The organism is Donghicola sp. XS_ASV15, assembly GCF_041224595.1.
Classification (GTDB): domain Bacteria; phylum Pseudomonadota; class Alphaproteobacteria; order Rhodobacterales; family Rhodobacteraceae; genus Donghicola.
In genome coordinates this window covers 1-25,923 of record NZ_JBGFGN010000073.1, presented here as the reverse complement: position 1 = coordinate 25,923, position 25,923 = coordinate 1, and the positions used below count along the sequence as shown (strand labels likewise).

20 protein-coding genes are annotated in these 25,923 nt (G+C 61.3%); 5 read left to right on the top strand and 15 right to left on the bottom strand.

Translation table 11 applies throughout. From position 1 onward, the window contains the following. Window positions 1–258: 258 nt before the first annotated feature. Window positions 259–2,451 carry a primosomal protein N' gene (locus tag AB9K37_RS01800; protein WP_369835292.1) on the bottom strand — a complete coding sequence of 731 codons (2,193 nt, stop codon included), beginning with the start codon at window positions 2,449–2,451 and terminating at the stop codon, window positions 259–261. A 209-nt stretch (window positions 2,452–2,660) separates the two neighbouring features. On the opposite strand from AB9K37_RS01800, the gene AB9K37_RS01795 reads away from it, so the two are divergent. Genes AB9K37_RS01795 through AB9K37_RS01785 form a run of 3 tightly spaced genes read left to right on the top strand, consistent with a single transcriptional unit; the run spans window position 2,661 to window position 5,031 of the window. Beyond that, window positions 2,661–3,368: a DUF484 family protein gene (locus AB9K37_RS01795; protein WP_369835291.1), complete on the top strand. Its 708-nt coding sequence runs from the start codon at window positions 2,661–2,663 to the stop codon at window positions 3,366–3,368. Continuing rightward, complete coding sequence (locus AB9K37_RS01790) at window positions 3,365–4,294, top strand: tyrosine recombinase XerC (RefSeq protein ID WP_369835290.1); 930 nt, start codon at window positions 3,365–3,367, stop codon at window positions 4,292–4,294. The genes AB9K37_RS01795 and AB9K37_RS01790 overlap by 4 nt, the downstream gene beginning before the upstream one ends. Before the next feature lie 38 nt (window positions 4,295–4,332). Next, a complete protein-coding gene (locus AB9K37_RS01785; protein ID WP_369835289.1) occupies window positions 4,333–5,031 on the top strand; it encodes a phosphatidylcholine/phosphatidylserine synthase in 699 nt (232 codons plus the stop codon). 82 nt (window positions 5,032–5,113) lie between these two features. On the opposite strand, the gene ileS is transcribed toward AB9K37_RS01785, so the two are convergent. Beyond that, window positions 5,114–8,017 carry an isoleucine--tRNA ligase gene (gene ileS, locus AB9K37_RS01780; RefSeq protein WP_369835288.1) on the bottom strand — a complete coding sequence of 968 codons (2,904 nt, stop codon included), beginning with the start codon at window positions 8,015–8,017 and terminating at the stop codon, window positions 5,114–5,116. 251 nt (window positions 8,018–8,268) lie between these two features. On the opposite strand from ileS, the gene AB9K37_RS01775 reads away from it, so the two are divergent. Then, entirely contained in the window at window positions 8,269–8,667 is a 399-nt protein-coding gene (locus AB9K37_RS01775; protein ID WP_369835287.1) for a group III truncated hemoglobin, read from the top strand. A gap of 228 nt (window positions 8,668–8,895) precedes the next feature. Here AB9K37_RS01775 and AB9K37_RS01770 read toward each other — a convergent pair whose 3' ends face one another. Genes AB9K37_RS01770 through AB9K37_RS01760 form a run of 3 tightly spaced genes read right to left on the bottom strand, consistent with a single transcriptional unit; the run spans window position 8,896 to window position 11,743 of the window. Then, entirely contained in the window at window positions 8,896–9,900 is a 1,005-nt protein-coding gene (locus tag AB9K37_RS01770) for a YcjF family protein (RefSeq protein ID WP_369835286.1), read from the bottom strand. Then, window positions 9,897–10,340, bottom strand: a complete 444-nt coding sequence (locus AB9K37_RS01765; protein WP_369835285.1) for a GNAT family N-acetyltransferase — start codon at window positions 10,338–10,340, stop codon at window positions 9,897–9,899. The genes AB9K37_RS01770 and AB9K37_RS01765 overlap by 4 nt, the downstream gene beginning before the upstream one ends. Further along, complete coding sequence (locus tag AB9K37_RS01760) at window positions 10,337–11,743, bottom strand: YcjX family protein (RefSeq protein WP_369835283.1); 1,407 nt, start codon at window positions 11,741–11,743, stop codon at window positions 10,337–10,339. Before AB9K37_RS01760 ends, AB9K37_RS01765 begins: the two co-directional genes overlap by 4 nt. A gap of 121 nt (window positions 11,744–11,864) precedes the next feature. Between AB9K37_RS01760 and truA the strand changes: the two genes are divergently transcribed. Beyond that, the gene (gene truA / locus AB9K37_RS01755; protein ID WP_369835294.1) at window positions 11,865–12,632 is read left to right on the top strand and encodes a tRNA pseudouridine(38-40) synthase TruA; all 768 of its coding nucleotides are present in this window, start codon (window positions 11,865–11,867) and stop codon (window positions 12,630–12,632) included. Window positions 12,633–12,646: 14 nt separating this feature from the next. Here the strand turns inward: truA and AB9K37_RS01750 are convergent, their stop codons facing one another. The 10 genes from AB9K37_RS01750 to AB9K37_RS01705 form a co-directional block, all read right to left on the bottom strand. Then, complete coding sequence (locus AB9K37_RS01750) at window positions 12,647–13,726, bottom strand: DUF1513 domain-containing protein (protein ID WP_369835282.1); 1,080 nt, start codon at window positions 13,724–13,726, stop codon at window positions 12,647–12,649. A gap of 1 nt (window position 13,727) precedes the next feature. Then, on the bottom strand, window positions 13,728–14,840 hold the full coding sequence (locus AB9K37_RS01745; protein ID WP_369835281.1) for an imelysin family protein: 1,113 nt from the start codon (window positions 14,838–14,840) through the stop codon (window positions 13,728–13,730). Between the two features lie 2 nt (window positions 14,841–14,842). Continuing rightward, window positions 14,843–16,318 (bottom strand): di-heme oxidoredictase family protein, encoded by a 1,476-nt coding sequence (locus tag AB9K37_RS01740; RefSeq protein WP_369835293.1) that lies wholly within the window; start codon window positions 16,316–16,318, stop codon window positions 14,843–14,845. A 22-nt stretch (window positions 16,319–16,340) separates the two neighbouring features. Next, window positions 16,341–16,829: a bacterioferritin gene (gene bfr / locus AB9K37_RS01735; RefSeq protein WP_369835280.1), complete on the bottom strand. Its 489-nt coding sequence runs from the start codon at window positions 16,827–16,829 to the stop codon at window positions 16,341–16,343. 5 nt (window positions 16,830–16,834) lie between these two features. Then, the gene (locus AB9K37_RS01730; RefSeq protein ID WP_369835279.1) at window positions 16,835–17,092 is read right to left on the bottom strand and encodes a bacterioferritin-associated ferredoxin; all 258 of its coding nucleotides are present in this window, start codon (window positions 17,090–17,092) and stop codon (window positions 16,835–16,837) included. Window positions 17,093–17,151: 59 nt separating this feature from the next. Then, a complete protein-coding gene (locus tag AB9K37_RS01725; RefSeq protein WP_369835278.1) occupies window positions 17,152–18,405 on the bottom strand; it encodes an imelysin family protein in 1,254 nt (417 codons plus the stop codon). Window positions 18,406–18,562: 157 nt separating this feature from the next. Continuing rightward, a complete protein-coding gene (locus AB9K37_RS01720) occupies window positions 18,563–20,119 on the bottom strand; it encodes an alkaline phosphatase PhoX (protein WP_369835277.1) in 1,557 nt (518 codons plus the stop codon). 117 nt (window positions 20,120–20,236) lie between these two features. Further along, the gene (locus tag AB9K37_RS01715; RefSeq protein ID WP_369835276.1) at window positions 20,237–23,536 is read right to left on the bottom strand and encodes an error-prone DNA polymerase; all 3,300 of its coding nucleotides are present in this window, start codon (window positions 23,534–23,536) and stop codon (window positions 20,237–20,239) included. A gap of 6 nt (window positions 23,537–23,542) precedes the next feature. Continuing rightward, a complete protein-coding gene (locus AB9K37_RS01710; protein ID WP_369835274.1) occupies window positions 23,543–25,024 on the bottom strand; it encodes a DNA polymerase Y family protein in 1,482 nt (493 codons plus the stop codon). Window positions 25,025–25,234: 210 nt separating this feature from the next. Continuing rightward, window positions 25,235–25,777 carry a tyrosine-type recombinase/integrase gene (locus AB9K37_RS01705; RefSeq protein WP_369835273.1) on the bottom strand — a complete coding sequence of 181 codons (543 nt, stop codon included), beginning with the start codon at window positions 25,775–25,777 and terminating at the stop codon, window positions 25,235–25,237. Window positions 25,778–25,923 lie beyond the last annotated feature (146 nt).

Below are 25,923 nucleotides of genomic sequence, written 5' to 3'. Positions count from 1 at the left end.
TGTTGGTTTTGGTCATCGGGGTCTCCGTGTGGTTCGTGGTTGAAGCGGTCAAACTCCACCTCGACCATACACCTCGATGGCCACCCGGGATTACACCGTTGGCGGTGCGGAAATTACACCACGTGCTCGGACACTAACCGCGCTAGGCTGCGACGTACCGGAAGTCGTCCCAGTTTACCTTTGATGTGACCATAACAAACCAGACTCGTTAGACAAAAATATAATAACCTATGCATCATGCACAAAGAAAGCGTGCACCTACAGAAAGTTTTGCGGGTCTATGTCTATTGTCAACCTCGTTGTGTTTTTTACCCTTACATTCCGCACCCAGAGGGCGATTGCCTTTTGCAAGGCCACCCCTTTAGCAGACTTGACCAACAATCTGACGCGGTGCCGTCCCCTGATTCGCGCAATAGGAGCCGGCGCAGGCCCGAACACCTGCGCTCCGACTCTCCGCAGTGACTCACAGTTTCGGTTAAGCTGATTTGCCACATCAAAGGCCTCGTTTATGTCCTCTGACGAAACAATGACCCCCGCCATCCTGCCATAGGGGGGAACGCCGGCAGCTTGGCGTTCGGCGGCTTCGGCTTGCCAGAAGCCCTCCTCGTCCCCCGAAAGGATCGCGCGGATCACCGGATGCTCTGGCTGAAAGGTCTGCAACAATGCCAGCCCGCGAAGCTGCGATCGCCCTGCCCGACCGGCCACCTGCCGCATCAGCTGGAACGTGCGCTCGGCGGCCCTGAGGTCAGACCCTTGCAACCCCAAATCCGCATCGATCACCCCTACCAATGTGAGATTTGGAAAGTTATGTCCCTTGGCCACCATTTGCGTTCCGATAATGATATCCGCGCCACCCTCTGCAATACGTTGGATTTCTTCTTTCAGAGCACGCGCACTGCCAAACAGGTCCGAAGACAAGACCGCAATACGGGCCTCGGGAAAGACGCTCGCCGCCTCTTCGGCCAGTCGCTCCACCCCGGGGCCAACAGGAGCCAATTTTTCGGGCACATGACAGCTCGGGCAGCTCTCGGGCATGGGGGTTGTTTCCCCACACTGATGGCACATCAACCTCTTTAGGAACCGATGCTCAACCATCCGCGCATCGCAATGGGGGCAGGCCACTTGATGACCGCACGCACGGCAGATGGTAACAGGTGCATATCCGCGCCGGTTCAGAAACAATAGGGTTTGCTGGCCCAGAGCGATGCGATCCAACGCTGCCTTACGTAATGTGGGCGATATCCACGTGCTCGCGGCAAGCGTATCCGACCGCATGTCGATTGCACGCATCTCCGGCATCACAGCTTCACCGAACCGCGATGTCAGATCAAGTCGTTCATATTTGCCGGCTTCCGCGTTTGCCCATGTCTCAAGGCTCGGAGTGGCCGAGGCGAGCACCACGCGAGCAGAGCACAAACTCGCGCGAAGCACCGCCATGTCGCGGGCATTATACAGGACACCGTCCTCTTGTTTGTAAGAGGTATCGTGTTCTTCATCGACAACGATCAGCCCCAGATCGCGAAAAGGCAGAAACAATGCGGACCGCGCACCGACCACAACTTGGGCACCATTCTCGGCAACCATTTTCCAAGTCCTGCGACGTTCTGTCATCGTCACGCCGCTATGCCATTCCGCGGGCCTGCCGCCGAAACGGGCTTCGAGACGCGTTAGGAACTCTGCGGTCAGCGCGATTTCGGGCAAAAGCACCAGAGCCTGACGCCCCATTTTCAGACAGGACGCGACGGCTTCGAGGTAAACTTCGGTTTTACCCGAGCCTGTCACACCCTTCAGCAGCGTTGTACCGTAGGTGCCACTGACGATACCTTCGCTCAACCGCGATGCGGCGGCCAATTGATCCTCGGTCAGCTCTTTGCCATTGTGTTCTGGGTCGAGCCGCTGAAACGGCAGGTCCTTGGGGGCATCCTCCTCGCGCAGAACGCCTTGTTTTACCAAGCCTTTGATGACAGAGGTCGTGACCCCTGCTGTGTCAGCCAGTTCCCGTTGCGTGAACGCCAGCCCGCCATAGTCCTGCATCACGCTCAGCACCCGTTGACGTGCATCAGTCATCCGGTCTGGCGCGCCCTCCCCCAGCCGGTAGATTCGTCGGGTGGCCGGCGCATCGCTTAGTCCGGGCGCACGCGTGGCCAGCCGCAGCATCGCGGGCAAAGGGGTCAGCGTGTACTCGGCAGCCTTGAGAATGAAATCGCGCAACTCTTCGCGCATGGGCGGAACCTCTAGGACCCGCTGCACTGCACGCAATTTGGCGCGATCATAGTCACCAGCGGCAGGGCCCCAAACGACCCCAAGCACACGGCGGGGGCCCAAGGGCACCTCAACATAGGCCCCTGTCCAACAGCCTCCTTCGGGGGCAAGATAATCCAAAGCCCGGTCCAGCGGCTGCGTTGTCAGCACCGCACAAGGTTCACCTGCTTGGAAAAATACCGGCTCCAAATTGTGGCTCCTGTCTGTGGATCAGGGTCTTGTCTATCGCCTATCGGGTTCAATCCAGAAGGCCAACCCGCGGATTTCCGCCACTGTGTTCTGTTAAGGAGTCTTTCAGGCAACAGATGGCCCGCCCTTTACGATAGTGGCAATAAAACAAGGTGCGGCGACTTCTGTTGTGTTATAACGCCTGTAACTAAAAAAAGCAGGCACATGTCATGAGCAGTACGCAAAAGATTGAAACACCCTTGCGCGACCGCATTCTCGCGGAGCCGGACCTCATTCTGGACGATCGCGATCTAATGCACGCGCTGATCGCCGCCAATGAGCGGGCGATGGGCAGCAATATCGTCGACCTGCGCGGCTTGGCGATGGAACGACTGGAAAGCCGTCTGGACCGGCTGGAGGACACTCATCGCAGCGTGATCGCAGCCGCCTACGAGAACCTTGCTGGGACCAATCAGGTGCACCGCGCGGTTCTGGCCATGCTGGACCCTGTCACGTTCGAAGACTTCCTTGCCAATCTGGGCAGCGAGGTTTCGCAAATCCTGCGCGTGGATTGCCTGCGTTTAGTTCTGGAAACCCGCCAGAGCGCCGAAGAGCCTGCGATTAAACGCCTGAGCAACGTGCTGTCCTCTGCCGAAGAGGGGTTCGTTCGTGACTATCTGACCATGGGCCGCGGCGGGCAAACACGCCAAGTCACTCTGCGCCAGATCCAATCGGGTGACAGCCGCGTACACGGTGACAAATACGCCGACATCCGGTCCGAAGCCTGCTTGCGCCTAAACTTCGGCGCGGGCCGCCTGCCCGGAATGCTGGTAATGGGCGCCGAAGACCCACACCAGTTCACTCCGCAGCAGGGCGCGGACCTATTGGAGTTCTTTGCTGGCGTTTTCGAACGGACCATGCGCCGCTGGCTGGCATGAGCCTGATCTCTGCCGCGCAGCGGGATGCGCTGGCCAATTGGCTGGCGCATGAGCGCGGGGTAAAGAACGCCTCTGACAACACGATCGAGGCCTACTCCAACGATGTGGCCGGTTTTCTGTCCTTCCTCGCCGCGCACCACGGTGGCGCCGAAGGGCTTGGCCCGCTGTTGCGCATCGCCCCTTCGGACATGCGGTCTTGGATGGCGAATGAGCGTGCCCGCGGGACAGGCGCGCGCAGCCTTGCGCGACGATTGTCAGCAGTAAAGACTTTCTTCCGTTGGCTGGCAGAACGCGAAGGGTTTGACCCGACCACTGTCCTCTCAACTCGTGCCCCGCGCACACAGCGTCCCCTGCCCCGCCCCCTGACCGAGGATGCCGCCAAAGCTGTAATCGACACTGTTGGCACTCTGCCCCGCGAGGGGTGGGTCGGCACCCGAGACGTTGCGATCGTCACCTTGCTATATGGCTGCGGCCTGCGCATTTCAGAGGCGCTGGGCCTGACAGGCGCAGACGCCCCCCTGCCCGATGCCCTGAGAATTGTGGGCAAGGGCGGCAAAGAACGCATTGTCCCTGTCATCCCCGCCGCCCGTCAGGCGGTGGCCGATTATGTCAAAGAATGCCCGTATGACCTGGGGCCGCAGGAGCCGCTATTTCGCGGCGCGCGTGGCGGCGGCGTGAACGCACGCGTGATCAGCAAAGCCATGGAGACGACGCGGATGCAGCTTGGCCTCCCCTCTTCGGCCACGCCCCACGCCCTGCGGCACAGCTTTGCGACGCATCTGTTAAATGCGGGCGGCGACCTACGCGCGATCCAAGAATTGTTGGGGCACGCGGCCCTCTCGACGACGCAAGTTTATACAGGTGTCGACAACGCACGGCTTCTGGACGTGTATTCTGCCGCCCACCCCCGAGCGAAACGCGGGTGACGGTTGCACCGTGCACCCCAATGCTGCATGAACAACCGATGAAACTCAGATCCGCCGCAATATCCGTACATCTTTTGACCGCGACCGGTGCCTGCATCGCGATGCTCGCCATGTTGGCCGCCGTAGAGCAAAACTGGTCCATGATGGTGCTCTGGCTCGTTGTTGCCTTTGCCGTAGATGGCGTGGACGGACCTTTGGCGCGGAAATACGAGGTCGGCAAGAACGCCCCAGAGATTGATGGCGTGTTGATGGACCTGATCATCGACTACCTGACCTATGTGTTTATCCCAGCCTATGCTCTGTTCAAGTCTGGCTTGCTGCCCGGCTGGATGGGCTGGCTTGCGATCATGGTGATCACTTACACGAGCGCGCTCTATTATGCCGACACGCGCATGAAGACCGAAGACAAGAGCTTTCGCGGCTTCCCCGGTTGCTGGAACATGGCGATCCTGCCGTTGTTCGCGCTGAAGCCTTCGCCCGAGTTTATTGTGGGTCTGGTGATCGTGTTGGCCGTAGCGATGTTTTTGAACCTGCGCTTTATCCACCCCGTGCGCACGAAACGCTGGCGGGCAGTCTCCTTGCCGATTGCGCTGATCTGGACCGTCTCTGCGGCGTGGGCGGCATGGGTCGATTTCCATCCTGCGAGTTGGGCCGGTTGGGTGCTGGGGGCCAGCTCGATCTATCTGGTTCTGGTGGGGATTGTGCAGCAAATTTTTCCGGAACGCCCAAAGGGGTAAGCGCCGGGGGCCAGCCCCCGGACCCCCGGAGTATTTTGGCAAAGATGAAAGAAGGGCGCCGTTTCGGGCGCCCTTTTCTGTTTTAGCCGAGTGCGTCGTTGCAGCGTTTGCAGGTCGCTGCGTGGCTGTGGGTGCCCACATCCGGCAGAATTTTCCAGCAACGCTGGCACTTCTCGCCGTCTGCCTTTTCAAAGACCACACCGACGCCGGCTTGGTCAGGCAGGCGGAACGCTTCTGCCGGTGCGGGATCTGCGGTCAAGGCGATACCCGAGGTGATGCAGATATCCTCGAACGCGACGGTTTTCAGGGCCGCGAGGGTGTCTGCGTCTTCGACGTGGACGATCGGGGCCGCTTCGAGCGAGGCACCGATGACTTTGTCGGTACGTTGAACTTCGAGTGCAGCAGTCACCACGCGGCGGACTTTGCGTACGCTCGACCATTTGGCCGCCAGCGGTTCGTCCAGCCAGTCGGCGGGCGTTGCGGGGATGTCCTGTAGGTGGATCGAGCTGTCATCACCGGGGAAGCGCTGGAGCCAAACCTCTTCCATAGTGAAGGTCAGGATCGGCGCGAGCCATGTGGTCAGGCGGTGGAATAGGATGTCCATGACCGTGCGGGCGGCGCGGCGACGAGTGCTGTCGGGCGCATCGCAATAGAGCACGTCCTTGCGGATATCGAAGTAGAACGACGACATCTCAACAGTGCAGAAGTTGAACAACTGCTGGAACACGCCTTGGAAGTCGTACGCGGTGTAGCCGGTGCGGACTTTGTGATCCAGCTCGGCCAGACGGTGCAGGACCCAGCGCTCCAGTTCGGGCATGTCAGCCACATCCAGACGCTCTGCTTCGGTGAAGCCATCAAGGCTGCCGATCAGGAAGCGCATGGTGTTGCGCAGACGGCGATAGCTGTCGGCCACGCCCTTCAGGATTTCCGGCCCGATGCGCAGGTCGGCAGTGTAGTCGGACTGGGCCACCCACAGACGCAGGATATCGGCGCCGTATTGCTTGGTGACGTCTTCGGGCGACACGGTGTTGCCGAGCGACTTGGACATCTTGTTGCCCTTTTCGTCCAGCGTGAAGCCGTGGGTCAGCACGCCGCGATAGGGGGCACGGCCCTTGGTGCCGCAGGCCTGCAGCATCGAGCTGTGGAACCAGCCGCGGTGTTGGTCGGTGCCCTCGAGGTAGAGGTCCGCGATGCCGTCCGCCGCGCCATCGGGACGGTCACGCAGAACAAAGGCGTGGGTCGAACCGGAGTCGAACCACACATCGAGGATGTCGAACACCTGCTCGTAGTCGTCAGGGTTCACCACGTTGCCAAGGAAGCGCTCTTTCGCGCCCTCTTTGTACCATGCATCCGCGCCTTCGGCCTCGAAGGCTTCGTTGATACGCGCGTTGACCTCTTCGTTGCGGAGCAGGAAGTCTTCGTCCTGCGGCTTCGCGCCGACTTTGGTAAAGCAGGTCAGCGGGACGCCCCAAGCGCGCTGGCGGGACAGAACCCAATCAGGGCGTGCTTCGATCATCGAATACAGGCGGTTGCGGCCTGTTTGCGGGGTCCACTTTACCAGCTGGTCGATACTGGTCAGGGCACGTTCGCGGATGGTTTTGCCGTAGGTGTCCTGACCGTCGCCAACCTCGCGATCAATCGCCGCGAACCACTGGGGCGTATTGCGGTAGATGACCGGCGCTTTGGAACGCCACGAGTGTGGGTAGCTGTGCTTCATGCGGCCACGGGCGATGATCCCGCCGGCCTCGACCAGCTTGGCGATGACGGTGGTGTTGGCTTTGCCCTCTTTGCCTTTGCGATCAAAGACCTGCAGACCAGCAAAGAACGGCACGTGGTCCAGGAATTCGGATTCCTCGCCCACGTTATAGGTCATGCGCTCGATCCAGTTGCGGGCGACAAAGACTTCGTAGTCTTCCTGACCGTGGCTGGGGGCGGTATGCACAAAGCCGGTACCAGCGTCGTCGGTCACGTGATCACCGTCGACCATGGGCACGTCGTAGTCCCAGAAGCCGTCGGCCCCGTCGATGCCGTTGAACGGGTGGGCACAGATCAGACCTTCGAATTCGCTGGGGGCGACGTCGCGAACCTTGGTGAATTCTGTCACGCGGGATTTTTCCAGCGCGTCAGCAGCCAAAGTGTTGGCGAAAAGGTACAGATCGCCGGGGTTGGTCCAGCTTTCCTCTTGGGTCGCGTCCACACGGTACAGGCCGTATTCGATGCCGTTGCCGTAAGCGACTGCCTTGTTCGACGGGATGGTCCAAGGGGTGGTGGTCCAGATCACGACGCGCGCGCTCTCCAGATCGCCGCCAGCGTTCTGGAAGCGGAAGGGCACCCAGATCGTGTGGCTTTGGTGATCGTGGTACTCGACCTCTGCCTCGGCCAGCGCGGTTTTTTCCACGGGCGACCACATCACAGGCTTGGAGCCCTGATACAGCGTGCCGTTCATCAGGAACTTCTGGAACTCTTCGGCGATCACGCGCTCCGCGTGGAAGTTCATGGTCAGGTAGGGATCGTCCCACGTGCCGGTGATGCCCAGACGCTTGAATTCCTTGCGCTGAACGTCGATCCAGCCCTCGGCAAATTTGCGGCATTCCTGACGGAAGTCGACGACAGGGACTTCGTCCTTGTTCTTGCCCTTCTTGCGGTACTGTTCTTCGATCTTCCATTCGATGGGCAGACCGTGGCAGTCCCAACCGGGGATATAGCGTGCCTCGCGGCCCAGCATCTGCTGACTGCGCACGATGAAATCCTTGAGGATCTTGTTCAGGGCGTGACCGATATGCAGGTTGCCGTTCGCATAAGGAGGGCCATCATGCAGGATAAAGGGCTCGCGGCCCTCGGCCTTGTCACGCAGCTGCTGGTAGATGTCCATTTTCTCCCAGCGGGCCAGCCATTCGGGCTCTCGCTTGGGCAGACCGGCCCGCATGGGGAAGTCGGTCTTGGGCAGGAACAGAGTGTCTTTGTAGTCGGGCGTTTCGGCGCACATGTGTGGCGTCCTTCGGTCATGTTTTATGTCTGAGAGGGTGCGGCGGCGCGGTATCCCATACGCCTTGTCCCGGCGGCTCGTTTGGATCAGAGCGCCGGGCTGATAATTCGAATAATGATCGCCATCACGAATGTCATGGCCGCCTTATATGATGCAGAAAACGGGGCGTAAAGCGCTGCGATGCATCGACACGTTGCGGCGGTGCAGCACGGGGGATAGCCTGATCTCTGTTCCAGTCAGAGAGTCGCCGTATGCCCCAGCCCCTCACCGGCCCCGATATCGACCGCGTTGTGACCACCTTCTACCAGCGGGTGCGGGTCCATCCCGTGCTTGGTCCTGTGTTCAACGGACGGATCGCGCCCGACGCATGGCCCGCACACGAGGACAAGATCAGCCGCTTCTGGCGCAATGCCCTGCTGCAAGAGCGGAACTACAACGGCTTTCCCATGCGCACCCACCTGCAAACGCCCGAGATCAAGGCCGACATGTTCACGCATTGGCTGGGTCTGTTTGACGAGGTGGTGGCCGAGGAATTGCACCCCGAGGTGGCCGAGAAGTGGTCGGCTGTGGCCCATCGGATCGGCGCTGGCATGCGGATTGGCGTGGCGGATCGGGACGCGCCCAAGGACGCGGTGCCCAAGCTGTTCTAAGATCAGGATTTGGCTGATGGGCTACCTGAAGCTGGCGGGCTGGCAACGTTGCGACCAAAAGGTGGCTGCGGCGCGAGCGTGCTGGTTCTAGGGGGCTGAAGAGCTGAGAGGGGGCTGGCGTACTGCTGGCTGCCTCGTTGATGTCAGGGATAGCCGACCGCGCAGACCGCGTCAATAAGTTGTTTCAAAACAAATACTTGACCGAATTACTCGGGTAGTTAGGGCATTCTATTTCTTGAAAAATCCAGTTAGCGCGCGCTGGACGACCACCCGCGCAGAGGGCTTTTTCTCGACGATAAAGGGCAAGGGTCGGCAGACTTCGATCGCGGCGATTCCCACGCGGGCGGTCAGAGCGCCGTTCACCAAACCTTCGCCGAAGCGGCGCGAAAGTTTCCCCAGCAAGCTACCCCCGATCAGAGGCTCCAGCATGTCATCGCCCACAGCCACGGCGCCCGTCGCCACAAGATGAGTCATCACAGCGCGCGCCAAGCGCCAGCTGCCCAACAGGCCCCCGCGCCCGCCGTAGACTTCGGCCACACGGCGCATCATCCGCAGGTTCGCGGTCATTGCCGCCACGACGTCTGCCAACGCCAAAGGCACCATCGCGGTCACCGTCGCAACCTGACGGGCGGCGACCTCGACCTCTTTGACTGCCTGCGCATCAAGATGGGCCAAGAGTTCACGCTCGACCAGAGCCAGCGCATCTGTAGCCTCGATCGCATCGTCTTTGCGCTCTTTTAGGCGGTCGCGACCCCAGCGCAGGTCATCGCGCCCTGCATACAGACGCTCCACGTCCCGCACGACAGCGCGCGCAGCGGCCAAGTCCTGCCCTTCGATGGCGGTGTTGGCCTGATGCTGAATCTTGTCGATACGTGACAGCCGAGCAATAGCCCCGAGCTCGCGCATCACAATAAGCAGACACACCAGAACGAAGGCCGCGATCAATCCAGTGACAATCGCGCCCAGAATAACGTTCTGCGCAATTAGATCGGTCACGAAATTCCATGCCGCGATCGAGATCATCGCCCCGATCACTGACACGAGCAGGCCCCAGAACCACCGCGCCAATACCGAGGGCTTGCGCGCTGCCAAAACAGCGACAGTTTGCATCGCGCGGCCTTCTGGCGCGTCGGGACCCAGATCGGGCACAGGTTCTGCCTGCGCCGGATTGGGCGTATCTGCTTCGACGGTCGTTGGCGTGTCCAGATCGAAAAGGACCGGTCCTTTGCTCATTCAGCACCCCTTTCCCACAGGTACTCGACGTCGGGCAGCCCTTCGTCGTTGTAATCGCCGTCGGTGCGCCCGACCTCTTTGAAACCCGACAGGCGGTAAAAAGCACGCGCCACGGTGTTTGCCTTGTACGTCCACAGCCGCAGCCGATCCGATCGCTCTTTGGCGTAGCTCATCAACTGCCGCCCCACTCCATTGCGGCGGGCATCCGGCGCCACATACAGGGCCAAAATCTCGTCATCGGCCAACGCGATAAAGCCCATGGGCCGGTCCGCAGTGGCGATCGTCACCCAGCCCCGCTCAATCATGGTGGCGCAATACATGATATCCTCGGCGCTGGAGCGCACTTTAGGCAACCACGCGGTCTGATCCACAAACTCGGTCAACATCGCACCCATTTTCCCCGCATCGAGGTCATGGGCAGGCCGTAAATAAAAACTCATAAACGATCCCCGAACAAAAATTGCGCCGCACGGTCCAGTCGAATATGGGGCGGACCGTCCCCCGGCCGCAGGGTCAGCGGGGCCGGAGCAAAGCGCATGGCTTCAAAATCACCTTCCAGCCAACCGCCCTCTTCCCCGTTCAACAATACACGGGGGTCGGCAGGCAGTTCGCCGGGATACAGGGCGGCCATCCGCCCGTCTTCTAGTAACTTGCCGCGCACCACATCCAAGGTCTGGCCATTGTGCTGGCGGCTCTCTTCGGTTGTCGCACGCAGCGCCGCGATAGACATCGCCGCGGTTTCAGCACCGGCAAAGCGGGCACGCTCGCGAGCCTCTCGGGTCAATTCCTCGATGATGGCGGTCAGGCGCTGGTGCTGGCTGTGATGCAAATGGTCCGCTTTGGTCGCCGCGAAGAGGATTTTCTCGACCCGCTTGCCGCGCAAGAGCTGGGTCAGGAAATCATTTCGGCCGGGGCGGAACGAGCCCAGAATGCCCTGCATCGTGTCGCGCATATCCTGAATGGCCTCGGGGCCCCGATGCAGGGCTCCAAGCACATCCACAAGCACCACCTGCCGATCGATCCGCGCAAAATGCTCGCGGAAGAAAGGTTTGACGACGCGGGCCTTGTACGCCTCGAACCGTGTTTCCATCTCGCGCCACAGGCTGCGACGGGGCGCGTTGTCGGGCTTCAGCAGCGGCGCAAAAGTGAGCACGGGTGATCCAGCCAGATCACCGGGCAACAAAAAGCGGCCCGGCGTGCAGTCCGAGAACCCGTCTGCCCGCGCTGCATGAAGATACGCTGTAAAGGTCCGTGCGAGAGTTTGTGCGACCACTTCGTCCAACGGGGCGGCGGTGTCCGTGCCCCGCGCCATATCTACGTAAGGCGCGCCGAGCGCCCGCCCCTCGAGACGGCGCAGGACACTCGCCGACCACTCCGCATAGCTTTGGTCCAACAGGCCCAAGTCGAGCAGCCACTCGCCCGGATAATCCACGATATCCAGGTGCACTGTGCGCGGGCCGGACAGCCCGCCGATCAGCCCATTCGGTTTGATCCGCATTGACAGGCGCAGCTCGCTGACGGCCCGCGTGCTGTCGGGCCAATGGGGATGCGCGCAAGTCAGGTCGGACAGGTGGGACTCATACTCGAACCGCGGCACCGTCACATCGGGCTGCGGCTGGAGAAAGGACGCCAGAATGCGCCCCTCTGCGGCGGCGGTCAGGTGGCCCATGCGCCCACGGTCCAGCATGTTCGCCACGAGCGAAGTGATGAACACCGTCTTGCCCGCACGCGCGAGCCCCGTCACCCCAAGCCGGATCACGGGTTCAAACAGTGCTTCGTTGATGCTGCCTGTAATGCCTTCGACGCCGCGCGTCAGTTCGTCTGCAATCCGCCCGATGACCAAATGTAGTCGCCTCCCTCTTCGCGGCACAACCTAAGCATCGCATGGCCGTAAAACCAGTAGCTGAATTCGGGGAATGCGAAGGTTGCTTGCCCTAATTGCGATCGCCCGCTACATCGCGCCCATGCCCAGATACGCTTTGCTTGTGGAATATGACGGAGCCCCCTTTGCCGGATGGCAAAGGCAGGCCGACCAGCCCTCGGTCCAAGGGGCGATCGAAGCCGCGCTCGCGCGTCTGGAAAAGCGTGACCACACCATCGCCGCCGCAGGCCGCACCGATGCAGGGGTTCACGCCTATGGTCAGGTCGCCCATTGTGACATGGACAAAGATTGGGATCCGTTCCGCCTGTCCGAGGCATTGAATTTCCACCTCAAGCCCCTGCCCGTGTCGATCCGCGATTGTCGCCGTGTGGCCGACGACTGGCACGCCCGCTTTTCCGCGACGGAGCGGCAGTACATCTTTCGCCTACTGAACCGCCGTGCCCCCGCGACGCACCTGCGCGGTTTCGTATGGCAAGTGACCCAGCCGCTGGACCTGCACCCCATGCAAGAAGCCGCACAGCACCTGCTGGGTCTGCATGACTTTACCACGTTCCGCGCGTCGATTTGCCAAGCGGCCTCACCGGTGAAAACGCTGGACAAACTGGACATCGAACAGATCGAAACCGAGAGCGGCACCGAGTTCCGGTTCCATTTGGCCGCCCGCAGTTTCTTGCATAACCAAGTGCGCAGCTTTGTCGGCACGCTCGAGCGCGTCGGCGCTGGATCATGGGACCCCATTGACGTAAAATCCGCGCTGGAGGCGTGTGACCGCGCCGCATGTGGTCCGGTCAGCCCGCCGCAGGGCCTGTATCTGTCCAAGGTTGGATATCCGGACGATCCGTTCGTCTGAGGCGAGGTCCGCAATCAAACGCGTCGGATCGACACCAGATGGTTGTCCCAGCTGTAGCCCCCAGCGACATCTAGCATCTTGCCCCCCGACGCGCCCCCTTCGAGCAAGCCACCCGCGAGCGTAATCGCGAACCGGTCGCCGAATTGCGCGACGCCGCTGGCTTCGGGCAAGGCGCGACCATTGATCGGAGCACCGGTTTGGCCGTCAAAGAACAGAACATGGCCGCCCTTCGGGCCCGTCACCGCGATTTCGGAACCATCCGCCGAGATCGCGATACTGCCCGCGTATTGCTTGAGCCGTACAGTTTCGGGATGGTCAAAGAAGGCCAAATCCTCGCCACGGCGATGGCTGGCCATCAGGGGCACGGCGGTCAACGGATTGCCCTGCCATTGCAGGGCGATCACCACGCGGCCCGTGTCGTCCGCCGCGATGTGACGGATCGAGTTCAAGCGCATGTCGGCGGGCGGTTCGACCTGATCCACGATTTCCCCCTGCGCATCCAGATAGGTCAGGTTCGGCTTCATGGATGGAATATTCAGGACCGCACGATCATAGTCAGGATGGGTCTGCATTCCGCCATTTGCTACGGCAAAACTGCCGTCGGCCAAGCGGATCATCTCGTGCGGACCAATCCCGCCAGAGGGCAACTCACCAATCCGCTTGTAACCATCTTCGGCGTCCCAGACACCAAGACGGCCATCGGGCACGTCATAGGCATTTTCCGTGGTCAGCAGCAGCTTGCCATCCGCCGTGAACGCGCCATGCCCGTAGAAATGCCGCCCCTCTGGGCTATCGAGGCGCGCGATCTCCGACCCTGTGGCGCAGTCCAAAACCACAGCGAACCGGCCTGGACGACGGGCAAACGCCACAGCCTCAGCAAGGAAAGGATGGGCCGCTGCCGCATGCCCGCGCGACGGGATCGGCAGTTCAAAGACCACGTCACCCTGTTCGGTCAAACCCACGAGCCAAGTGGAGTTGCCCTCTTTGGATGCCGCTGTCAGGTAGGCCGGTGCACCCGCCATGGCCCAAGAGGGCCGTGCCATCGACAGGGCAGCCCCAGCAGCGCCAGAGATCAGAAAGTGGCGGCGTTTCATCTCAGTCCCCGTCTGCTGCGCTGAAGCCGGTCTCTACTCCTAGGTTCGGTCCAATCTCTTGGTCCATTTCCCCCTTCAGGTACTGCACTTTGCTTTGAAGCCCCTCGACACGGATATAGGACATGGGATCGGTCACAGCCTCTGACACGGGTGTGCCGATGCTGTCGACGCGGCCCTCGGTTTGCTCGAACACGGTGTAGATCCAAGAGCGGTTATTCTCGGCGATGTCACCAGCGAACCCAAAGCGCACGACCTCTTCGATGCCCTTGAGCTGCGCGACAATGATGTCGTTGGTCAGGCCCGAGCGCCATGCCTCCGCGTGTTTTGGATTGGGGCGTTCGTAGGTGCCCAAGGGTCGCCCGAGCCGTGTGTCCGCGATGCGGGTCAGCCCGAAATCGAGCGCGGTATAAACGACTTTGGTGAACTCTGACGCATCAAGGTAGACCGGATTATCTGGTCCAGCAGCCCGCGCCAGATCAGCCCAGCCGCCCTCGGCGAACCAACCATCGTGCAGGTCAACCGCGATCCGGTGCAGATTGCCCGAAATTCCGACCACCGCAGGACATGGCTCCACCCCATCGGTGTAGGTCAGCATTTCAATCGCGGGCAGACCTTGGGCCCCCGCGGACAAGCCCGCCACAACCGCCGGATCGGCTTGCTCTTCGGCCGTCTTATTCAAGAGATCACGCAGGGCGCGGCCCACGAAATTCTTTTTGTCCGGCCAGAAATTCACGGTCAGCGCAGCGCCTTGGCTTTCGATTGGGCCAAACTGGTAGCTGTCTAACGGCGCCCAAGCCATCCAAGTGTCGCGGAACTGCGCCTTGAAGGCCGCCTCGTCGGATGTGCCTTCGCAATAAGCCAGCGCCGCGTCGGTCAATGCCTGTGTTTCGGTCACAAAGGAACCGAACTGGCGGTCAAACACCTCGAGCACGCGGCGGCGGATGGCATCGTGATCAACCACACCGCGGCCCGGCGCGAAATAAGGCAGGCCCGTTTCCTCGGAGTGGGTTTCCAGCGCGACGCCCGGCGCTTCTTTGTTTGCGATCGACTGCGCCGCAGATGTTCCTGCAACAGCACAAAGGACCAAGGCGGACAGGATGGGTTTGACGGTCATTGTCACAAGGACTCCAGAAATTTTATCAATGCGCCGCGATCTGCGGCTGGCATGAGGCGGACCGTTTCACGAGCGGCTTCAGCCTCGCCCCCATGCCACAGAATTGCTTCAAGCAGATTACGGGCGCGCCCATCATGTAGAAAAAACGTATGCCCGCTGACGGTTTGGATCATACCAATTCCCCAGAGCGGCGGCGTCCGCCATTCTTGGCCATTGGCCTGCCACTCTGGCCGATTGTCGGCAAGGCCCGGTCCCATGTCATGCAGTAACATATCGGTGTAGGGCCAGATCAACTGAAAGCTCTGTTCCGGCTGGTCATTGAGACGATCTGTCACAAATTTCGGGGTATGGCAGCTGGTGCAGCCCGCATCATAGAACAGCTCTTTGCCGCGCAGGACCTCGGGATCGCCGGGATTGCGGCGGGCGGGCACGGCCAGATTGCGGCTGTAGAAGGTCACCAGATCCAGCACCTGATCCGAGACCTCGAGGTTCTGCTGCTCGGGCGTGTTGCCATCGGGCGCGGCGCGGCACACGGATTGCGCGGCGGTGCATTCGCCATAGCCTTCGGGGAACATGGACGTCGACAATCCGATATCCGCGTGAAACGCCATGGCACTTTGTTCGCGAATGGTTGCAGAGCCTGCTTTCAACCCGAACCGACCCAGCATTTCGCGGTCGAACTCATGGTTCCAGACCATGTTCGGGCGGCCGGAAATCCCATCGCCATCCGCATCATCAGGGTCCGCATTGGTCAGGATATCAGCTGCGGGGATCGCCTCGAGCAAACCAAGACCAATCATCTGTGGGGCTATGCGGGGGCTGAGTTGCACGTCGGAATGCAAGGGGCCGGACTGCAGGTCCACCACGTCATATTCGGGCGCGCGCAGGGTAACAACAGAGCCATCGCCCAAGGTCACGGGCACCTCTGAATAGGTGATCTGCATCTGCCCCTCGGGCGCAATGCCGGGGATGGATTTGTCCTGGAGTTGCAGACCATAAGTCGGCTCTGGCGCAGCCCCCAGATAGGCAAGCGTGTCGGTGGCCAGTTCGCTCTGTTCGGCGGGGATCGACAGGCGCAGGAACATCGAAACGCCCTCGTCCTCTGCCCCCTCGGGCGGATGGCCGCGACCATCCTTGATGTGGCAACGCTGGCAGGCCCGCGCATTATAGAGCGGCCCAAGCCCGTCGCTGGAGACGGTCGATGACGGCGCCGTCACCCAGAGCTTCTTGAAGAACCCGTTGCCGACCTTGAAATCCAATTCCCGCTCAAACGGCATGTTCGCAGAAGCAAAGGAAAACGCATCGCGGGTGCGGATGTCGAACTTGGTCGCAGCCCCAGCGGGATGTGTTTCGAATTGTTCGGGCTGGGAAAAGTCGGTCGTGGGCGCGGTCACAGCGGCGATGCGCGCCGCCTCTGCGGCGGTGCGCGGGACGACGTTCAGGTGGGGCTCTGCCCCGGCGGCGCTGGCAAAGGTCACCCCTGCCAGCAGCCAGAGCGCCTTAGCTTTCTGCTTGGTCCGCAGAGTCCGCGTTGAGCATTTCGTAACGCTCTCCGCCGATGCGGTTGTAGAGATCAAGCTGGGTCTCAAGGAAATCAATATGGCCTTCCTCGTCGGCGATCAGCTCTTCGAAGAGGTTCTTCGAAACATAGTCGCCAACACTGTCACAGTGGTCGCGCGCCTCTTTGTAGAGGGTACGGGCGTCATGCTCTCCGGCGAGGTCACATTCAAGAGTTTCTTTGGCATTCTGACCAATCCGCAGCGGATCAAGCTTTTGCAGATTAGGATGCCCTTCGAGGAAGATAATGCGGTCGATCAACTTGTCCGCGTGGTTCATCTCTTCGATGCTTTCCTCGCGGGATTTCGCAGCCAGTTTTCCCAGACCCCAGTCTTTTTGCAGGCGGTAATGCACCCAGTACTGGTTGATTGCTGTGAGTTCGCTGCGCAATGCTGCGTTAAGGTACTCAATGACCTTTTCGTCGCCCTTCATGGGTTCTAACCTCCGTTGGCCGTAGTGGTTCGCCTAAGCTGTGGCACGGCAACGGGTTTGTCCAGCCGCGGCACCGCGTATCTTTCGTTGCGTTTCATGGTCGACAAGAAAAGCGGCATGCACCCCCCGCAGTCCGCCTTTTTACCCAGGGCACGATAAATCCGGCCGGGCGTAATCACGATGCTCGGGTCCGAGGCCCGCATCCAGTCAACCGCCGCGTTAATGTCGTGGTCGGTGATATTCTGACAGCTACAAACGATCATTCTACGTCTCCGACACAAGAAAAAGAGGGCGCCCCGAAAGGCGCCCCAGTCAGGTGTAATTACTGGAACACAGCCGCTTCATCGTCGAGGCTGTCCGACCCTTCGACCGAGACCCCTTCGAGGCCGGCAACCGCTACGGCGCGTTCGATGTTGCGGGTCTGCGCGACCAGCGCGTCAACCGCCGACATGATCAGCGCTTCGCCTGCTTCGTTGCCTGCGGCCAGCATCTGGTCGTAGCTTGTGCCGGCTTCGGCGGTCGATTTGATCGCGCCCAGCTGCATCATGGTGTGGTTGATGTCTGCCATCAAGTTCGACGCCAGATCTGCGTCACGCTCTGCGACGTAATCGTTCAGCGAGGGGCCTTCGACGACCGAACCGTCCACGCGCACATAGCGACCGGTATAGACGTTACGGATGCCCAGACCGTCGTAGTAGTGGCTGTTGTGGGTGTTGTCCGAGAAGCAGTCGTGCTCTTCTTCGGGATCGTGCAGCAGAACGCCAAGCTTCATACGCTCGCCCGCCTGTTCGCCATAGGACAGCGAACCCAGACCGGTGAAGGCCATGACCAGACCTTCGGTGCCGTCGGCGGTCACGTCTGCGCGGCCTTGGCCATCAGCGCTCCAGTTGGCGACAGCATCTTCCAGATCGGTGATCAGAAGATCGGTCGCAGCCACCAGATACTGCGCGCGGCGGTCACAGTTGCCGTTGGTGCAGTTCTCGGTGTCAAAGTCGGTCGCGGGACGGTTGCCTGCGCCATGCTCGGTGCCGTTCAGGTCCTGACCCCACAGCAGGAATTCGATCGCGTGATAGCCGGTGGCCACGTTCGCTTCGATGCCGTCCACTTCGTGCAGAGATTCAAGAACGGCAGGGGTGATGGTCGCAGCGTCAATGGTGGTCCCCGAAACCTCGAAGCTGGGGTTTGCGATTACGTTGGCAAGGCTGAAGGGGTTCTCGTCGTTGCCGCCAAACATGGGGTCAACGTAGTCGATCAGGCCCTCATCCAGCGGCCATGCGTTCACTTTGCCTTCCCACTCGTCGACGGTGGGGTTGCCGAAACGGAACGCTTCGGTCTGTTGGTAGGGCACGCGTGCGGCCAGCCAAGCTACCTTGGCCGCAGCCAGTGTCTCTTCGCTGGGGTTTGCGACCAGCGCATCAACCGCGGTTTTCAGGTCTTTGGCCAGGGTCAGGCTGTCCTCGTAACCCGCCAGAGCGATGTCGGCGTAGTTGTTCAAAACGTCATCAGCCTCAACGGCCATGGCACCTGTGGCTGCAAATGTCATTGCCGAAGCAAGAAGTGTGGCGCGAAGCGTCATGTCGAATCCCTTGTAAAAGTTCAAATCGCGGTTCGTTGCGCTGTGGGTACCCGATCAAAGAAGTCAGGTAAAGAGTTTCCGACTTATTTGGTCGGAAAAAGAAAAGGGAGGACACAGAGTGCCCTCCCCTTCAGCAAATTCGCCTAGTCCGCGTCGATTACGACTGCTGACCTTTGGTCCAGATCCACAGAGCGTTGTTCTCGTGTTTGCCGGTGTCTTCGCCGATGATGACCGAGCCGTTGGCACGAACCAGCAGGTTGTCAGGGTTCGAGATCGAGTCGACGGGGCACTGGTTGATTTCTGCGTCACCGTTGTAGCCGTGGCCTGCAACGACGGGCACCATCTTGGAGACGTTGAAGTTTGCGTCCAGTTCCATCTCGTAAACGACGCCGCACTTGTTTTCGGCAACGTCGATGTGGCCTTCGCCATCCGACATGGTTTTCGAAACTTCAGACATTGCAACGTACATGTAGGGAACCGAACCGTCAGCCGCTGCGTCGAGGTTGATGTTCACGCCTTCCATTTTGCGGAATTCTGCGGTCGCGCCGATGGCAGCGGCAGCTTTGTTCGATTCTAGGAATGCAACGCGAGCATCTGCAGCTTCGCCGTTGGCCCATGCCGCAACGTCTTCGTCCGAGATGTAGTTGGTTTCGCCAGCGACAAAGTCTTCGGGCTTGATGCCGTCGTATTCAGCAACCCAGCCTGCGATCTCGTCTTCAGAGGCGTGGCCCAGTTCGATCCACTCCATGCCGAACGAAGTGGTGGCCGCGTCTGCGCCTGCGTCCGCTTCCTGAGTCAGCTTGGCCGCGTAAAGCGTGCCCGAGGACAGATCGCCCGCAGTGTCCGCAACGAACTTGAAGAACGCCTGACCGGTGCCGTCCGATGTGGTGTAGGCGGTTTTCTGGTCGGGCATGACGACCGAGTTTTCGTGGCTCATGCGGCCCAGCGCCATGCGCTTAACGGGGGTCGCTTCGCCTGCGGGATCGGTGATCTCGACGATGAAACCGTAGTTATAGGGGTTCGGGTATTCGCCCAGATACGTCGCCAGCATCTGGTTGTCTTCGTGGTACTTGTACTCGGGGTTGTTCCACTCGGCAGTCTCGTCAAAGTACAGCTCTTCTGAGGTCAGCGGCGTGCCCCAAGGCGATACGGTGCCAAAGCAGTTGACCCATGTGCCGCCCACTTTGGAGAAGTCGACCATTTCGATGTCGCCAACGGTCCACTGGCCATCTGCGTCACGGGTCAGCGCGGCGCGCGACATGCCACCGGGACGGTTTTCCCAGTTGGTGAACAAGAAGCCTTCGTTGTCCGAAGTCGGCACATAGCCGTTGAAGTCGGGGTCGTTCGAGATCAGCAGCTCTTCGCCCGCGATCGATTTGATGATGCCGGCGACGTTCTTGTCACCTTCCTGCATCAGGATCTGGTAGTCACCCAACGAGGTCACAACCGACGACTTGCCTTCCATGTCGGTCGGTACAGCCGACTCAGCAGCGTCCCAGTTTACGTTCGACACAACGCCGACGGTAGCTTTGGCAAAGGTGCTGTTCAGTTCGTCCGAGGGGTGCTGGACGTTGAAGAACAGGTCGCTGCCCTGTTCGAACAGGCCGGTGATTTCACCATCAAGCGGGACGGTCGCAACGCGGGTCAGGCTCTCTGCATAGGCTGCAGAGGTCATCGCGGTGGCTGCCAGAAGGACTGCAATCGTCTTTTTCATAGGTCGCTCCAAAAATATAGCACAGGCCCTGCACCGTATGGGCAAAGCTCTATGCTTTTGGCTATCACCGGGATGTGAACCTTCGTTACAGCGTTCGTGACGCTTTTGTGACAATCCCTAGTGGAAATCCCGACTGGGAAAGAGCCGCTTTGCTTGTTCTCTCGGATGCCGTGCACGGGGGGCTGGCGGGCCGGATTGCCATGTTTCGGGCTTTTGCGGACCTTCGGGATCAGACAGGCGCGACAGCATCCACGACAGATCCTCGACCTCTTGGGCGATGACGTGAACCACCTGCCCCTCGCGCTGGATATAGCCGTTGATCCGCACCAGACGCCCGCCAATGACAGCACGGCGGAACTGTTCGTAGACCTTGGGCCAGACGACCACGTTGCTGGTGCCGGTCTCGTCTTCCAGCGTCAGAAAGATCACTCCGCTGGCCGTGCCGGGCCGCTGACGCGTGATCACCAGCCCGCAGACCGACGTCCGCCCCAAGGGCGCCGTGGTCAGCCGCTCGTGGGCCAACAGGTTCGGAATATGGGGCCGCAGCAGTTCCATCGGGTGCGCGCGCAGGGACAAGCGCAAGGACAGATAGTCGTCCACGACCTCTTCACCCAAGGTCATGGCGGGCAGGTTCACGTCCGGCTCGATGATCCCCTCTTCTTGGCTGAGGTCACTGAACAGAGGCAAGGGTTTGGGGGCCCGCAGGGCCTTGACCTGCCACAGGGCATCCCGCCGCCGCAGCCGCAGATCGGCAAAGGCATCGGCCTGCGCCAGCTTTTCCAGCGCGACGGGGGGCACGCCAGCACGGCGCCACAAGCTCTCGACGCTGGCATAGCCGTTGCCGCGCGCCGCGCTGATCCATTGGGCATCCTCTTGACGCAGACCTTTGACCTGCCGGAACCCTAGTCGCACCGCCAATTGCCCATCGGGCCTGCGTTCCAGCGTGTTGTCCCAGTCGCTCATGTTCACGCAGACGGGACGGATTTCGATCCCGTGGTCCCGCATATCCCGCACGATCTGCGCGGGGGCATAAAACCCCATGGGCTGCGAATTCAGCAGCGCACAGCCGAACGCTGCCGGATGGTGCCGTTTCAGCCAGGCGGACGCATAGACCAGCAGCGCGAAACTGGCGGCGTGGCTCTCGGGGAAACCATATTCTCCGAAGCCCTCGATCTGGCTGAAACACCGCTCTGCGAAATCAGGCGTATACCCCCGCGACAGCATCCCGCCCACAAACCGGTCGCGGAACGTGCTGATCGTCCCCATCCGCTTAAAGGTCGCCAGACTGCGCCGCAGACGGTCCGCCTCGCCCGGACTGAAGCCCGCCGCGACGATGGCGATCTGCATGGCCTGCTCTTGGAACAGCGGCACCCCCAGCGTTTTACCCAAGACATTGCGCAGGTCTTCGGAGGGTAGCATCACAGGCTCTTGTCCCTGACGCCGCCGGATATAGGGATGCACCATGCCGCCTTGAATGGGACCAGGGCGGACAATGGCGACCTCGATCACCAGATCATAGAACTGGCGCGGCTGCATTCGCGGCAAGAAGTTCAGCTGCGCGCGGCTTTCCACCTGAAACACCCCGATCGCATCTGCGGCACACAGCATGTCATAGGTCCGCGCATCCTCTCGCGGCAGGTTCTCTAGCGTGTAGCGTGGTCCGCCCTGCCCCGCGATCAGGTCAAAGCTTTTGCGGATGCACGTCAGCATCCCAAGGCTCAGCACATCAACCTTGAGAATTCCCAAGGCATCAATGTCGTCCTTGTCCCATTCAATGACCGTGCGCCCCTCCATCGCAGCGTTTTCAATCGGGCATAGCTCATCCAGCCGCCCCCGCGTGATGATAAAGCCCCCCACATGCTGCGAGAGGTGGCGCGGGAAGCCTGTGATCTCGCCGATCAGACGCAGGGTCAGGGCCAGCCGCCGGTCATTTGGGTCCAGCCCCAATTCGCGCACGCGCTCGGGGTCCAAACCACTGCGGGACCACCCGCTGGCCTGCCCCGCCAGCGCGCCGATCAGATCCTCGCTCAGGCCCATGACCTTGCCGACCTCGCGGATGGCGGCGCGGCTGCGGAAATGGATCACCGTGGCGCACAGGCCCGCGCGGTGCCGTCCGTATTTCTCGTAGATGTGCTGGATCACTTCTTCGCGGCGCTCGTGCTCGAAATCCACGTCGATATCCGGCGGCTCGCCCCGCTGTTCGCTGACAAACCGCTCGAACACCATGGTGATCACCTCTGGCCCCACTTCGGTCACGCCGAGCGCGTAACAGAGGATCGAGTTCGCCGCCGACCCGCGCCCCTGACACAGGATGCCCTGACTGCGGGCAAATTCCACGATGTCATGAACGGTCAGGAAATAGGCCGCAAAGCCCAGCTTTTCGACCAGTTGCAGCTCTTTGGTGACCATCATGCGGGTGCGTTCGGCGATCCCCGCGGGGTAGCGCCGCCGCAAGCCCTGCTCGACCAACCGCGCAAGCCGCGCCTGAGGCGTTTCGCCGTCCGCGATTTCGTCGGGGTATTCATAGGACAGCTCTGACAGGTCAAAGGCGCAGCGGCCCGCAACCTCTGTCGTGCGGCGCAAGGCAGCGGGATAGGCGGCAAAGATGCGGGCCATATCCTCGGGGCTTTTCAGTCTGCGCTCCGCGTTCAGCAGCGCGTGCTGGCCGATCCGGTCGATCACCAGCCCCTCGCGCAGGCAGGTCAGCACATCGGCCATCTGGCGGCGGCTGGCGTGGTGCATCAGCACATCATTCAGCGCAACCATCGGGGCCGAACACGCCTGCGCCGCCCGCGCACATCCCGCCAAGTGGGCCGCATCCGTCCCGTCATACCGCGGCGCCGCCCCGAAATAGAGCTGCCCTGGTGCCGCCCGCGCCAACTGCGTCAACTGCCCCAGCATTCGCGCATCTTCGGGGGCAGTCATGGGCAGGGCGACCATCACCAGATCGGCGCAATTCTCTAGCAGATCGGCAAAGCCCAGATCACAGCCCCCCTTGTCCGCGCGCCGCTTGCCCAAGGTCAGCAGCCGCGACAGCCGTGCATAGCCGTCGCGGTTCATCGGATAGGCCAGAATATGCGCCTCGCAATCGCGCAAGACGATCCGCGATCCCACGATCAGGCGCGGCAGATGCAGGACTTGCGCGGACACCGTCTCGGGCCTTTGCCACTGCTGACGGCTCGACGGATCCACCCCGACCGAAGACCGGATGACCACAGTCGCGCCCTCTTCTTCGGCCGTGCGTTTGAGTTCCCGCAAGGCAGACCACGCCCGCACCACACCAGCCAGCGAATTGCGGTCGGTGATGGCCACAGCCTCCAGCCCCAGTTCGGCGGCACGGCTGACCATTTCCTCGGGGTGCGAGGCCCCGCGCAGAAAGGTAAAGTTCGTTGTGACAGCAAGCTCGGCGTAGGTCATGGCAAATCAGAACAGCCCCTGCACGTACCACGCAGGGTCTTGGGGCGTATGGAACATCCACAGCCGCCAGCCCTCGCGGGTTTGCACGCGCCAATAATCCCGCAGGCCCGACCGCCACGCAGGATCGTCCAGCCACCATTCGGGCGCGATCCGCTCTGGTCCCTCAGCCTCTAGCAGGTGAAGGTCCATCCGCCGCCACCGGAACCGGCGCGGCACGGCCCGCGCGCCCGACCAGCCCACCGCTTCGGGCGCAAAGATCAGCACAGGCCGCGCCCGTGGCACATCGGGCCAGACCGCCGCCGGTTCGGACCACGCGGCCGCTGCTGTGCTGAACGCCCTCTCTGGAATATGGCTCTCTGCCGGTTGCCAGCGCAGGACGTTTTCCAACCCCAAGCGCCCACCGAGCCGCGTCATCAGATCGGCCAAGGCCCCCGCCCGCGCAATATCACCGGGCACCGAATGCGCCGTCACCTGTTCAGGCGGCAACGCCTCGGCCACCGTCGCCTCCAGCCGCATCTGGTCAATACCATAGCCCGCGTCGATCTCGTCCACGCCCTTGGCGAACAGGGGCGCAATATCCTCGGGCTTGCGCATAGGCCGCGCCAGTCGCAACTCGACCGAGGCATCGCGCAAATCCACCCGCCGCAGGGTCAGCAACAGGGTTCGCGCACCCTCTCCGCTCTCTTCGAGCTGCGGACAGAGCTGCGCCAGCAAATGCCGCACCCCCTCCATGACGTCATCGGTCCGGCCAATGGGCTCGGCCAAGGTCAACCGTGCGGCAGGGCGTTCGCGCTCTGCTACCGGTGTGATGGATTCGGGCTGCCCCCCCAGCGCCTGATCCAACCGGACCAAAGGCTGCTGCCCGAACCGGCGTCCCACCGTCGCACGGGGCAAGGCCGCCAGATCCGCCACCTTGCGCACCCCCAGACGGGCGAGCCCCTCGATCACGTCATCCTCCAGCCGCAACGCCCCGACGGGCAAAGGCCACAGACGCGCGCGCACCTGATCCCCCAGCGCGATCCCCTCGTCATAGTGGGCCAGCGCCCACGCCGCCCCTCGCGTCGGGGCCACCCCCAGCCGCACAGTGAACCCGGCTCGCATCAGACGCTGACGCAGGTCAGCCATCAACGCCTCTGGCCCGCCCATCAGGTGCGACGATCCGGTGATATCCAGCACCAGCCCGTCCTCGCCTTCGAGCCCGACCCAAGGGCAATACCGCCCCGCCCACCGCGCCAGCATCCGCAAGAATCGCGCATCCCCGCGCGGATCGGCGGGCACGGTCGTCAAATCAGGGCACATGGCCCGCGCGTCGGCCAAGGCCATTCCCGCCTGCAATCCGGCCCGCGAGGCAGCCATGCTCAGACATGTAACCTGCTCTGACCCGCGATTCCGCCCGACCACAGCAAAAGGCCCCGCCACCGAACGGCGACGCAGGGCGCGCTGGCTGGCCAGACGCAGGAACCAAACGGACAGTATCTCGCGACTCACAATGAACCTCCGACTCGAATGTTCACTATATGTTCTATTTACCAAACTGTCCCGCCACGCAAAGGGGGCCGGTGATTTGAAAGTTCAAATATGAGAAAATCGCCGCGCCATTTGGCGTCCGGCAGTCGTTGGCACCTGCAACCCACAAGCCATTGTTTTGCCTCGACTTTAACCCAGGTTGGAACCACCGTAGACCATGTCGGAGACCATTCACACGGTCTTCTCCAGCCATTTCCAAAGAACTTCAATGGGGTAGCCCTTGCCATAGCCTTGGCCCACGCCCTCGGTCTGCCATCCTCCAATCTGATCGACGATAGCCGAGGGGCACTCGACAGCCCGCAAACGGTCCCGCATGGAATGGCGAAAGCTGTGCATGGTGCAACGTTCTGGCACATGCGACTTCATCCACTTATTCAAGGCAGCGCTGGCTGAGTTAGCGTTGGTCTTCCCTGTCTTGTTGTAGCGGGGAAAAGCATACTTCGAACCAGAGTCTGCAGAAACAATGCGCTGTGCCGCCCAAAGAGCTTCCCCAACCAACGGCACCTTCCGAGCGCTGCTTGCTGTCTTCAAACGCCTCCAAGGGTGCTCCTGAACCACAGCATGGGGAACTACTCCGTTCAGTACAATGTCGGAACGCGTCAATCCCGCAGCTTCTGCGAGGCGCATACCCGTATCGGAGACCAGTGCAATCAACCAACGTGCATCATCATCGGCAGAGCGACACAAAGCCTGCAGCTCTCGCAGCTTGTCCATCGGCAGTTAGTGTCCGAGCACGTGGTGTAATTTCCGCACCGCCAACGGTGTAATCCCGGGTGGCCATCGAGGTGTATGGTCGAGGTGGAGTTTGACCGCTTCAACCACGAACCACACGGAGACCCCGATGACCAAAACCAACATGG

Coding starts and splice junctions, on each gene's coding strand:
- AB9K37_RS01720 (WP_369835277.1), bottom strand. CDS start 20,119: ATGAAAAAGACGATTGCAGTCCTTCTGGCAGCCACCGCGATGACCTCT.
- AB9K37_RS01775 (WP_369835287.1), top strand. CDS start 8,269: ATGCCCCAGCCCCTCACCGGCCCCGATATCGACCGCGTTGTGACCACC.
- truA (WP_369835294.1), top strand. CDS start 11,865: ATGCCCAGATACGCTTTGCTTGTGGAATATGACGGAGCCCCCTTTGCC.
- AB9K37_RS01790 (WP_369835290.1), top strand. CDS start 3,365: ATGAGCCTGATCTCTGCCGCGCAGCGGGATGCGCTGGCCAATTGGCTG.
- AB9K37_RS01785 (WP_369835289.1), top strand. CDS start 4,333: ATGAAACTCAGATCCGCCGCAATATCCGTACATCTTTTGACCGCGACC.
- AB9K37_RS01725 (WP_369835278.1), bottom strand. CDS start 18,405: ATGACGCTTCGCGCCACACTTCTTGCTTCGGCAATGACATTTGCAGCC.
- AB9K37_RS01730 (WP_369835279.1), bottom strand. CDS start 17,092: ATGATCGTTTGTAGCTGTCAGAATATCACCGACCACGACATTAACGCG.
- AB9K37_RS01795 (WP_369835291.1), top strand. CDS start 2,661: ATGAGCAGTACGCAAAAGATTGAAACACCCTTGCGCGACCGCATTCTC.
- bfr (WP_369835280.1), bottom strand. CDS start 16,829: ATGAAGGGCGACGAAAAGGTCATTGAGTACCTTAACGCAGCATTGCGC.
- AB9K37_RS01765 (WP_369835285.1), bottom strand. CDS start 10,340: ATGAGTTTTTATTTACGGCCTGCCCATGACCTCGATGCGGGGAAAATG.
- AB9K37_RS01770 (WP_369835286.1), bottom strand. CDS start 9,900: ATGAGCAAAGGACCGGTCCTTTTCGATCTGGACACGCCAACGACCGTC.
- AB9K37_RS01750 (WP_369835282.1), bottom strand. CDS start 13,726: ATGAAACGCCGCCACTTTCTGATCTCTGGCGCTGCTGGGGCTGCCCTG.
- AB9K37_RS01715 (WP_369835276.1), bottom strand. CDS start 23,536: ATGACCTACGCCGAGCTTGCTGTCACAACGAACTTTACCTTTCTGCGC.
- AB9K37_RS01745 (WP_369835281.1), bottom strand. CDS start 14,840: ATGACCGTCAAACCCATCCTGTCCGCCTTGGTCCTTTGTGCTGTTGCA.
- AB9K37_RS01705 (WP_369835273.1), bottom strand. CDS start 25,777: ATGGACAAGCTGCGAGAGCTGCAGGCTTTGTGTCGCTCTGCCGATGAT.
- ileS (WP_369835288.1), bottom strand. CDS start 8,017: ATGTGCGCCGAAACGCCCGACTACAAAGACACTCTGTTCCTGCCCAAG.